This is a genomic window from Nocardia sp. NPDC049707 (assembly GCF_040674855.1).
Classification (GTDB): domain Bacteria; phylum Actinomycetota; class Actinomycetes; order Mycobacteriales; family Mycobacteriaceae; genus Nocardia.
Map to the genome: position 1 here is coordinate 92,585 of NZ_JBFANN010000028.1, position 10,072 is coordinate 102,656.

At 67.3% G+C, this 10,072-nt stretch carries 10 protein-coding genes; 4 read left to right on the forward strand and 6 right to left on the reverse strand.

Features of this window, described 5'->3' with window-relative positions:
- Positions 1 to 194 precede the first annotated feature (194 nt).
- Positions 195 to 557 (forward strand): oxidoreductase, encoded by a 363-nt coding sequence (locus AB0J29_RS23800; RefSeq protein ID WP_364790102.1) that lies wholly within the window; start codon positions 195 to 197, stop codon positions 555 to 557.
- A gap of 76 nt (positions 558 to 633) precedes the next feature.
- Here AB0J29_RS23800 and AB0J29_RS23805 read toward each other — a convergent pair whose 3' ends face one another.
- The gene (locus AB0J29_RS23805; RefSeq protein WP_364790105.1) at positions 634 to 2,175 is read right to left on the reverse strand and encodes a leucyl aminopeptidase; all 1,542 of its coding nucleotides are present in this window, start codon (positions 2,173 to 2,175) and stop codon (positions 634 to 636) included.
- 158 nt (positions 2,176 to 2,333) lie between these two features.
- Between AB0J29_RS23805 and gcvT the strand changes: the two genes are divergently transcribed.
- Together gcvT and AB0J29_RS23815 are read left to right on the forward strand one after the other, a co-directional pair.
- A complete protein-coding gene (gcvT, locus tag AB0J29_RS23810; RefSeq protein WP_364790108.1) occupies positions 2,334 to 3,434 on the forward strand; it encodes a glycine cleavage system aminomethyltransferase GcvT in 1,101 nt (366 codons plus the stop codon).
- A 105-nt stretch (positions 3,435 to 3,539) separates the two neighbouring features.
- Positions 3,540 to 4,640 carry a branched-chain amino acid aminotransferase gene (locus AB0J29_RS23815; protein WP_364790111.1) on the forward strand — a complete coding sequence of 367 codons (1,101 nt, stop codon included), beginning with the start codon at positions 3,540 to 3,542 and terminating at the stop codon, positions 4,638 to 4,640.
- A 38-nt stretch (positions 4,641 to 4,678) separates the two neighbouring features.
- On the opposite strand, the gene AB0J29_RS23820 is transcribed toward AB0J29_RS23815, so the two are convergent.
- From AB0J29_RS23820 to AB0J29_RS23840, 5 genes are all read right to left on the reverse strand, one after another.
- Positions 4,679 to 5,392: an MBL fold metallo-hydrolase gene (locus AB0J29_RS23820; protein WP_364790114.1), complete on the reverse strand. Its 714-nt coding sequence runs from the start codon at positions 5,390 to 5,392 to the stop codon at positions 4,679 to 4,681.
- A gap of 95 nt (positions 5,393 to 5,487) precedes the next feature.
- Positions 5,488 to 6,237, reverse strand: a complete 750-nt coding sequence (locus AB0J29_RS23825; RefSeq protein WP_364790117.1) for an adenosylcobinamide-GDP ribazoletransferase — start codon at positions 6,235 to 6,237, stop codon at positions 5,488 to 5,490.
- 293 nt (positions 6,238 to 6,530) lie between these two features.
- Entirely contained in the window at positions 6,531 to 7,649 is a 1,119-nt protein-coding gene (gene cobT / locus AB0J29_RS23830) for a nicotinate-nucleotide--dimethylbenzimidazole phosphoribosyltransferase (RefSeq protein WP_364790120.1), read from the reverse strand.
- Between the two features lie 114 nt (positions 7,650 to 7,763).
- Entirely contained in the window at positions 7,764 to 8,318 is a 555-nt protein-coding gene (gene cobU, locus AB0J29_RS23835) for a bifunctional adenosylcobinamide kinase/adenosylcobinamide-phosphate guanylyltransferase (RefSeq protein ID WP_364790123.1), read from the reverse strand.
- Between the two features lie 26 nt (positions 8,319 to 8,344).
- On the reverse strand, positions 8,345 to 9,328 hold the full coding sequence (locus AB0J29_RS23840; RefSeq protein ID WP_364790126.1) for a helix-turn-helix domain-containing protein: 984 nt from the start codon (positions 9,326 to 9,328) through the stop codon (positions 8,345 to 8,347).
- Between the two features lie 107 nt (positions 9,329 to 9,435).
- On the opposite strand from AB0J29_RS23840, the gene AB0J29_RS23845 reads away from it, so the two are divergent.
- Positions 9,436 to 9,573 (forward strand): hypothetical protein, encoded by a 138-nt coding sequence (locus AB0J29_RS23845; RefSeq protein ID WP_364790129.1) that lies wholly within the window; start codon positions 9,436 to 9,438, stop codon positions 9,571 to 9,573.
- The last annotated feature ends 499 nt before the right edge of the window (positions 9,574 to 10,072 follow it).

The following is a 10,072-nucleotide window of genomic DNA, read 5'->3' on the forward strand; positions in this document are numbered from 1 at the left end:
CCGCGGGTCGCGATGGGTGTCCGAAAGCCACCGATCATTGTGCGTGGCACCGGAGATCTGTGTGGTTCTTGTACCGCGATCCATCCTTGCACTCGCGCACGAGAGGTGTAGCACAGGGCAGCGAACTACCCGGGGCTGGCAATATGGAATGGCCGGTGCCGAGCATTCGGTCTGGTGGAAGGAGGTCGGCGTCGTTGGGTTTGCTGGATCGTTTCCGAGGCGGCGCGGCCCGGGGTGGCGGCGGTTTACGTGCGGGTTCGGGTAGCGGTGACGATGCCCGCTATCTCGCCGAGTGGGTGCGCACCCACACCGGGGTGGAAGGCTATGTGGAGCCCAAGACAACCGTGACGGATGTCACTGTCGTCTTGATCGCGGCTGACGGCGAATGGACCCGTCGGGTCGTCGGCGAACGCGGCGCGCGGCGGCTAGCCGGAGATTTGCGGATTCCCGTTTACGATGTCCGCAAAACCGGTTATCCGCAACGGATGCGCGACTTCGACGCCCGCAAGCGGGTCGAGCGCCAGCGGGCGCTGGAACATGATTTGGGCGACTGGTAGGGCTGTTCTTTTCGTTCAATTTGTTCGCGGACCGCGGTGCGACGCCCGGGAATCCGGACGCCGCACCGACATTCGGTTACTCCGCGCCGGACGGTTCTTCGTGCGCGATGTCCTCGATCACCGAGATCAGGGTGCGGACCGGAACGCCGGTGCCGCCCTTGCCGATGTAGCCGAACGGTCCGCCGGTGTTGTAGGCCGGACCCGCAACGTCCAGGTGCGCCCACTGCACGCCCTCCGGGACGAACTCCTCGAGGAAGATCGCGGCCGAGAGCATCCCGCCCCAGCGGTGCGGTGCGACATTCGCCAGATCGGCGACCTTGGAATTCAGATCGGCGCGCAATTCGGTGGGCAGCGGCATGGCCCAGCCGTTTTCACCGGCCAGCCGGGACAGTCGTGCGACGCGGTCGCGGAAATCGTCGGTGCCCATTACGCCCGGGGTGCGGGTGCCGAGCGCGACCATCTGCGCACCGGTGAGGGTGGCGACGTCGATGAGGTACTCGGGATCGTCCTCGCTCGCGCGCACGATCGCGTCGGCCAGGATGAGGCGGCCCTCGGCGTCGGTGTTCAGCACCTCGACGGTCTTACCGCCGTACTGGGTGAGCACATCGCCGGGGCGCTGTGCGGTGGCCGAGGGCATGTTCTCCGCCATCGGCACGGTCGCGATCACGGTGACCGGTAGCTCCAGCTCGGCGGCGGCGATGGTTGCGGCGATGACCGCGGCGGCGCCCGCCATATCCGAGGTCATATTTTCCATATTCGCGGCGGGCTTGATGGAGATGCCCCCGGTGTCGAAGGTGATGCCCTTGCCGATGAGCGCGATCTTCTTGTCGCCGCCGTTGTAGGTCAGGCGCACCAAACGGGGCTGGCGCGAGGAGCCCTTGCCGACGCCGAGCACGCCGCCGTAGCCGCCGTCGGCGAGCGCCTGCTCGTCGAGCACCTCCACCCGGAGGCCCGCTGCCTCGGCCAAAGCCTTTGCGCGGGTGGCGAATTCGGCCGGATACAGGTGACTGGGTGGGGTATTGACGAAATCGCGTGCGGTTGCGATGGATTCGGCGATCACCCGGTCGTGGTCGAAGCCCTTGCGGTAGGACGCGCTCGGGTCGCCGACCAGCAGTTCGACCTTGCGCACCGGCTGCTCGTCCGGCTTGTCGTCGGCATTCTCGGATTTGAACGCGGTGAAGGTGTACGCGCCGAGGAAGAACCCTTCGGCGGCGGGGCCGATGCCGCCCTCGAGACCCGACAGCGTGGTCACGGCCCGGCCGACACCGGTCAGCGCACGGCCGGCGACACCGGCCGAGCGGCGGATCTGTTCGGCATCGATCTTGTCGGCGGCGCCGAGTCCGACGGCGAGCACGCTTTTCACGCCGAGGCCCGTAGGCGCGGGAATCCTGGTGAGCTCCTCGCTCTTACCCTTCGCGCCGACGGCGCGCAGCTGTTCCTGCAGCGCCGCGCGGACATCCGGGGCGAGGATGTTGTCGACGAATTCGTCCTCCATGGTGGCGATCTTCGGGCCGTCGTCACCGGACACCAGGCCGATCACCAATACATCGGTGTCGGCGCTGATGGTGTCGACCAGGTCCAGGTCCGGTCCGAGCGAGCGATCTGCAACATCGGTCATGGGCCCAGGCTATTCGGTCTGCTCCGGGTGGCGCATCGCGACGTCATCTGATAAACGCTGTCGCGGGCGTCCATCGGTACCCGGCGAGGCCCAGCAAGGTCGGGCTGTGCTTACCCACCCCGTCGGCTCCGCCGACTGCCATCCCCTAGGCTCGGCGGGTGACCGATGCGAACCTGCTGCAAGGACCGATCCATGCCGTCCACGTCGAACTCGGGGCGAAGTTCGCGCCGTTCGGCGGATGGGAGATGCCGGTCTCATACGCGGGGACCGTCGGTGAACATCAGGCGGTTCGCACGACCGTCGGGCTGTTCGATGTGAGTCACCTCGGCAAGGCCACCATCCGCGGCGCGGGGGCGGCGGAGTTCGCGAACTCGGCGCTCACCAACGACCTCGGTCGGATCCGGCCGGGCAAGGCGCAGTACACCCTGTGCTGTGCGCCCGACGGTGGTGTGATCGACGATCTGATCGCCTATTACGTCAGCGATGACGAGATCTTCCTGGTGCCCAATGCCGCCAATACCGCGGCGGTGGTCGCGCAACTGCGGAAGGTCGCGCCGGAGGGCATCACGGTGACCGATGAGCATCGCGAGTACGGGGTATTCGCGGTGCAGGGACCCCGCGCGACAGCGGTGCTCACCGCACTCGGCTTGCCGACCGATATGGAGTACATGGCCTACGCCGACGCCGATTGGGACGGCCGCCGGATTCGGGTCTGCCGCACCGGATATACCGGTGAACACGGCTACGAACTGCTGCCCCGGTGGGCCGATGCCGAACCGCTGTTCCGCGCGCTCGTCGAGCAGGTCCGCGCGCACGATGGGCAGTCCGCCGGGCTCGGCGCTCGCGATACGTTGCGCACCGAGATGGGTTATCCGCTGCACGGACATGAACTGTCGCTGGAGATTTCGCCCGTGCAGGCGCGGTGCGGGTGGGCGATCGGCTGGAAGAAGCCCGAATTCTGGGGCAAAGCCGCGCTGGAGCAGGAGAAGTCGGCGGGTCCGCGTCGAATCCTGTTGGGACTGAAGGCACTTGATCGCGGTGTGCTGCGTCAGGGCCAGACCGTGCTGCGTGACGGTGCGCCCGTCGGCGAAACCACTTCCGGCACCTTCTCGCCGACGCTGCAGATCGGCATCGCCCTGGCCCTGCTCGATACCGACGCGGAGATCGAACCCGGCGCCGAGGTCGAGGTCGATGTCCGTGGGCGACGGTTGCGGTGCGAGGTCGTGCGCCCGCCGTTCGTCGACACCAAGACCAAGTAGTCGCAGACCCGCCTGCACGGCGGAATCTCGGTCGGCGGCGCGTGTATGCCCGCGGCGCGCCGACACGCGCACCGCGGCGAACCGGCGCCGGATAGGATCAGCCTCATGACCGTCGCCGCACAGTTCACTCGTGTTCCGCACCCCGCGCCCACCCCGGCGCAGCGGGTACAGGAAATTCTGGCGGCACCAGGATTCGGGCGGTTCTTCACCGACCACATGGTCTCCATCGACTACACCGAAGGTGCAGGCTGGAGCAATGCCCGGGTCGAGCCCTATGGGCCGTTGGCGATGGATCCGGCGACGATGGTGTTCCACTACGGCCAGGCCATCTTCGAGGGACTGAAGGCGTACCGGCAGAGCGACGGCAGCATCTCCTGCTTCCGCATCGACGCGAATGCGGCGCGCTTCCGCAAGTCCGCGCGCCGGATGGCGATGGCGGAACTGCCCGAGGAGCTATTCATCGAATCCGTGCGTCAACTGCTCGAGGTCGACAGCAGCTGGGTGCCGGCAGCCGGTGGTGAGGAGTCGCTGTACCTGCGGCCGTTCATGATCGCCACCGAGGCCGGGCTCGGCGTGAAGCCCGCCTCCGCCTACAAATACCTGCTGCTGGGATCGCCTGCGGGTGCCTACTTCCCGCGCGGTGTGAAGCCGGTGCGGGTCTGGCTGTCGACCGAATACGTGCGGGCGGCACCGGGCGGCACCGGTGAGGCGAAGGTTGCCGGTAACTACGCGGCCTCGCTGCTCGCCCAGGCACAGGCCTCCGAGAAGGGCTGCGATCAGGTCGTCTGGCTCGATGCCTGTGAGCGCCGCTACGTCGAGGAGATGGGTACCAACAACCTGTTCTTCGTCTTCGGCTCCGGTTCCGAGGCGCGGCTGGTCACCCCGGAACTGTCCGGATCGCTGTTGCCCGGTGTCACTCGTGATTCGCTGCTCACCCTCGCCGCCGATTCGGGCTATGTGGTTGAGGAGCGCAAGATTTCGGTCGAGGAGTGGCGCAAGGGCGCCGAATCCGGCGAGATCACCGAGGTTTTCGCCTGCGGCACCGCCGCCGTGATCACGCCCGTCGGCTGGGTTCGCTCCGCCGATGGTGAGTTCGCCGTCGGCGGTGGCGAACCCGGCGAGGTCACCATGGCGCTGCGCGACACCCTGACCGGAATCCAGCGCGGCACCTTCGCCGATATCCACGGGTGGATGCGCGGCATGTGACTGCGGCGAAATGCCGCGGCCGGGCGCCGCTCGTGGGGTCAGCTGGGCATGAAGGTGCGCCATTGCTCCAGGGTTTGCGGGCGCATGACGTAGTTGGCGTCCTTGACCGTGGACAGCGCGGCGAACGGCTCCTGTGAATACCAGTGGCCGGGGTAGACGACCGGGTCGCCGGATAGATCGGCCAGGTAGCGCAGGCTGCGGAACATGGCGTCGGAGTCGCCGCCGGGAAAGTCGGTGCGGCCGCAGCCATCGATGAAGAGGGTGTCGCCGGCGATCAGCCGATTGTCGAACAGGAAGCACTGGCTGCCCGGGGTGTGGCCAGGGGTGTGCAGCAGTTCGATATCGAAGGCGCCGACGCTGACCTTGTCGCAGTGTTCATGTCCGGTGAGTTCGCTCGGCGCGATGCCGGTGACATTGGCGACCCAGGACAGCTCCTCGGCGTTGACGTGCACCGGGACGCTCGTCTTTTCGAGCAGTTCCCGCACCCCGTGCAGGGTGAATCCCAGCATCGTGCCGCCGACATGGTCCGGGTGGTGGTGGGTGGCGAGCACCCCGGTCAGCCGCAGCCCATCGGCCTCGGCGATATCCACCAGATCACCCGCCGCATACGCCGGATCCACCACCACACACTCGCCGGTCTCCCGATCGCCGATCAGATACGCGAAATTTCGCATCTGAGTCCCGATCGGATCCCCCACAGCAAAATCTCGACCGGACAGCAGTTGACGAAAATACAGACGCTCGGAAGACATACCGTTCACTGTATTGCCTGACCCAGACAATGCGCGCACCGTGCCAGCTATCTCGGGTGCGAAGAACTGGCGATGCTGTGGTACGGCTGGCCGCGTCAGGCGCCCAGGGATAGTCCGGCGGCGGTGATGGCGACGGATATCTCGAGCGTCGCGCCGAGGACGTCGCCGGAGATTCCGCCGAAGCGGCGGATGCAATGTCGGACCAGTAGGGCGGAAATACCCAGGGCGACAAGGACAACGAGTGGACCGAGCCAGCGTTGCTCCGGCACGGCGAGTGCGCCCGCGATAATGGCGAGTGCGCACCAGAGTGCGATGGTGATCGGGTGCTGGGTCCCGGCGACCAGGGCGCCGAAGCCGGTGTCGGGCGCGGCGGAGATGCCGCGCCGACACGCGAGGACCACCACCACTCGGCCGACGGCTACCGCGAGCAGCACCGCGAACCAACGTTCGGCCTGTGCCAGCGCGGCTAACGAAAACGCTTGGGTCCCAACGGCGAACACAATCGCCGCCACCCCGAACGGTCCCGCGCCGCCACTCTTCATGATCTCTCTGGCCCGCTCTGGCGAACCATAGGATCCCAACCCGTCCATCGTGTCGGCCAACCCATCCAGATGCATCCCCCGAGTGACCAGCGCCAACCCGGCAATCGTCACCAGGCCCGCAACCGCCACACTCGCCCCACACCACACCAGCACCCACAACGCTGCGACCCCGCCAACGCCGAGACCCACACCCACCAACGGTGCCAACCCGATCGCCCGTCCCGCCGCATCCTGGTCGACGCTGTTCGGTCCCCGCACCGGCAAAACCGTCAGCCAGGACACCGCGAGCCGCACACCGTTCATCCTCGCCGTCCGGAGTGGGGAGTAATCGCTCGACCGTGGCCAGCGGCGGAGCCGGGGGACGAAGCCGCTGTGGGCATCGCGAGCCGCGCACCGTTCATGCTGAGGGCTCCGTCAGCTCGGAGTGCCAGGCTCGCTGGTCGCCGGCTGCGTGTGTTGCTACTGGTCGGCAACGACGCGCTGGTCGGAATTGTCGGCTGCTGACGGCGATTGTCGAGGCGCTTCGAACCGAGAGCACGGTCCGCTGGCCGGGAGCGCACGGCTCGACCGTCCCTGACGGCGTGTGCGCCCACTGTCTATTTCCGTAGGTCCGGTTGCACGGTCGCCTCGTCGGCGATGTCGGTCCCGGCTTCGGCTTCGGCTTCGGCGGCCGAATCGGCTGTACTCACACCGGCTTCCGCGAAGGTGGCCATTTCGGCGAGGGTGGCTACGGCGGCACGGAGGATCGGGAGGGCCGTCAGGGCGCCGGAGCCTTCGCCGAGACGCATGTCCAAGTCGAGAAGGGGGTCGAGGCGGAGGTGGCGCAGGGCGAGGGCGTGCCCGGGTTCGCTGGAGCGGTGGCCCGCGAGCCACCAAGCACTGGCACCGGCGGCCAGGTCATCGGCGACCAAGGCGGCCGCGGTGACGATCGCGCCGTCGAGGATGACCGGAGTCCGGCGGATCGCGGCTTGGGCGAGGAAGCCCGCCATGGCGGCGAAGTCGGCACCGGCAGCTACCCGCAGCAGTTCGACCGGGTCCTTGGCGACCGGTCGGGCGCGGCGCATGGCGTCGCGGATCGCGGCGACCTTGCGAATCCAGCCGGCATCGTCCACGCCGGTACCCCGGCCGACAGCGGCGATCGGTTCGGTATCGGTAAGGGTCGCGATGAGGACGGTGGCGGGGGTTGTATTGCCGATGCCCATATCGCCCGCGATGAGCAGGTCGGCGCCCGTATCGATCTCCTCGTCGGCGATCGCCTTGCCCGCGGCGAGCGCGGCCTGGATCTCCTCCGCGCTGAGCGCGTCTTCGCGATCGATCGCCCCGCTCGAGCGCCGCACCTTGTACTTGGCGACCTGCGGATCGGTATCGGCATCGACGGATATATCGACGACCCGTACGGTCGCGCCCGCCACTGCGGCCAGCGTATTCACCGCCGCGCCGCCGCCGCGGAAATTGGCGACCATCTGCGCGGTCACCTCACTCGGATATGCCGAAACACCGTGGCGCGCAATGCCGTGGTCCCCGGCGAACACCACCACCCGCGCCCGCTCGAACTGCTTCGGCGGGCACACACCTTGACATGCCGACACCCAATTTCCGAGCGTCTCGAGCCGCCCGAGTGCCCCACCGGGTTTGGTCAGCCGCGCCTGCCGCTGCTCTGCCGCCGCCCGAACCCCCGCATCGGGTGGCACAACCGGTCCGAATCCGTCTGTCACTATCGAGCCTTTCCGGGTCGGGGCAATTCATTCCTACACCGCGCAGTCCATATCCGGCCCAATCTTGCCGCCACCCTCGCCCATCCGCACCACCCACCCCGGATCAGCGCGCGGCTACTTCAGGCGGAGGGGAAGACCGGCGACTATCAGAAAGGCTTCGTCGCAAGCTTGCGCGAGGCGTTGGTTGAGAGTGCCGATCTCATCGCGGAAGAGGCGGCCGGAGTGGGTGGCGGGGATGACGCCCATGCCTACCTCTGGGGTGACGATCACCAAACGGCCGGGATAGTCGGCGACGGCGGCGACCAAGGCGTCGGCATCGGGGGCGGTGGTGCCGCGCGGTGCTTCCCAGGCGTCTCGGGCGTCGATAGTGGCGGTGAGCCAGGTGCCGATATCGTCGATCAGTGTGGTTCCGGCCGGGGGAGCGGCGGTGAGAGCCATTGCCGGATCGGCGCTTTCGAATACCTCCCAGTCCGCGGGCCTGCGATCCCGGTGGCGGGCGATGCGCTCCGCGAAGTCCAGATCGGCCGGATCGGGTACTGCGGTGGCGATATAACGCACCGGGCCGACCTCGGCCGCCAACACCTCCGCGAACGCCGACTTACCCGATCGCGCGCCGCCGAGCACGAGAATGCGGTGCGCGCGGCTGCTGGTGAATGAGCGGTCCGACACGGCAGCACCGTATCAATCCGCCGGACTCAGGCCCGCTGCTCGGTCGCCTCAGCGCCCCCGAACCGGCGGCGATACTCGCTCGGTGCGATACCGACGACCTTCTGGAAGTGATGCCGCAGCAGCGCACCGGACCCGAAGCCCGCTTGGGCGGCGAGCTGTTCCAGGCCCTCGTCGGTGTCCTCCAGCAGATGTTTCGCGTACAGCACCCGCTGATTGGTCAGCCATTTCACCGGTGTGGTTCCGGTTTCGGCGGCGAAGCGGCGGGCGAAGGTGCGGGTGGACATCATCGAGCGGGCGGCCAGATCGTCGATGGTGTGCGGCAGGTCGAGGTTTTCGTTCATCCACTGCAATGTGGAGCTGAGACTGTCGGAGGTGCATTCGGGCACCGGACGCTCGATGAATTGGCGTTGCCCACCGTCGCGCTGCGGCGGCACCACCATCCGCCGCGCGATCGCATTCGCGACGGAACTGCCGATCTCCCGGCGCACCAGATGCAGGCAGGCATCGATCCCCGCGGCCGTCCCCGCTGAGGTGATCAGATTGCCCTCATCGACGAACAAAACGTTGGGATCGACCGTGGCCTGCGGAAACAGCTCCGCCAATCGATCGACATGGCGCCAATGCGTCGTACATGTGCGACCGTTGAGCAATCCGGCCGCCCCGGCCAGGAACGCACCGGAACACACGGTGAGCACGATCGCCCCACCATCCGCCGCCGCCCGGATCGCGTCGACGACCCGCGGATCAAGACCCTGCTCGACGGCGGATATGGGAAAGGCCGGAATCGCCACCAGATCGGCCTTCGCCAACTCCTCCAGCCCGTACTCCGGCGTGACGGTGATACCGGGAGTCGCGGACGGCAGCGGCTTCCCCGGCTCGGCCCCGCATACCTTGAAGTCGAACCCGGGCAGTCCGTCCGCGGTCCGGTCTAGCCCGAAAACCTCACAGACCACGCCGAATTCGAACATGGACAGGCGCTCGGAGAGCACCACCGCGACCTTGGACAGCATGCAGTCAGCGTATCTGGCTGAATCTTTACGGACAATGTCAGAACAGCCACTTTCGGCGGTAAATTACCGAGCGAAAAATTACTGCCATGATTATTTTTCTGGTAAGCATGGCGATTGTGGTGGGTTTCGCGGTCGCCATCACGCGAGGCGACGCTCACGCAGGATCAGTGAATGTCATCGATCGCGACGCCCAGCGCCTACGGTCCGATCTGTCCGCCATCCTCGACCGCGCCCATCACCACTGAATGGAGTGCAATGGGCTGTGGGCTCGTCCCCGCCCTCGTTGCCACCACGGAGCGAGTCTTACGAGCGACCCGTTCGCGGCCCGTCTCGCGTCCGTGCGAAGGCGCGGCCATCGACTCAGCCGAGTCGTCGAAGCACGGTCGCGAATCTCGACACTTGCGCACCAGGTGCCGAACGAACCCGCCCTAACCGGCCACCACGGAGCGAGTCTTACGAGCGACCCGTCCCCGGCCCGTCGCACGTCCGAGCCGTCAAAGCGCATGCGCCACACGCGCGGGACTCGACCATCGGGCGCGCGTGCACTCGGTGCTGAACCATCCGCACATCGCCGACCACAACGGAGCGAGTCTTACGAGCGACCCGTTCGCGGTCCGTCTCGCGTCCGAGGGTGGCGAACCATGGGCCAGGTGCTCACCGCCGGTGCGGGGCAGATCCCGGCTCGGCAGGCTGCCGTGGCCGCGGGTCACCAGTTGCGGTTTCGCCGAAGCCGTCCGCAAGGCC

Coding starts and splice junctions, on each gene's coding strand:
- AB0J29_RS23825 (WP_364790117.1), bottom strand. CDS start 6,237: ATGAACGGTGTGCGGCTCGCGGTGTCCTGGCTGACGGTTTTGCCGGTG.
- AB0J29_RS23845 (WP_364790129.1), top strand. CDS start 9,436: ATGGCGATTGTGGTGGGTTTCGCGGTCGCCATCACGCGAGGCGACGCT.
- AB0J29_RS23805 (WP_364790105.1), bottom strand. CDS start 2,175: ATGACCGATGTTGCAGATCGCTCGCTCGGACCGGACCTGGACCTGGTC.
- AB0J29_RS23820 (WP_364790114.1), bottom strand. CDS start 5,392: ATGTCTTCCGAGCGTCTGTATTTTCGTCAACTGCTGTCCGGTCGAGAT.
- AB0J29_RS23815 (WP_364790111.1), top strand. CDS start 3,540: ATGACCGTCGCCGCACAGTTCACTCGTGTTCCGCACCCCGCGCCCACC.
- AB0J29_RS23840 (WP_364790126.1), bottom strand. CDS start 9,328: ATGCTGTCCAAGGTCGCGGTGGTGCTCTCCGAGCGCCTGTCCATGTTC.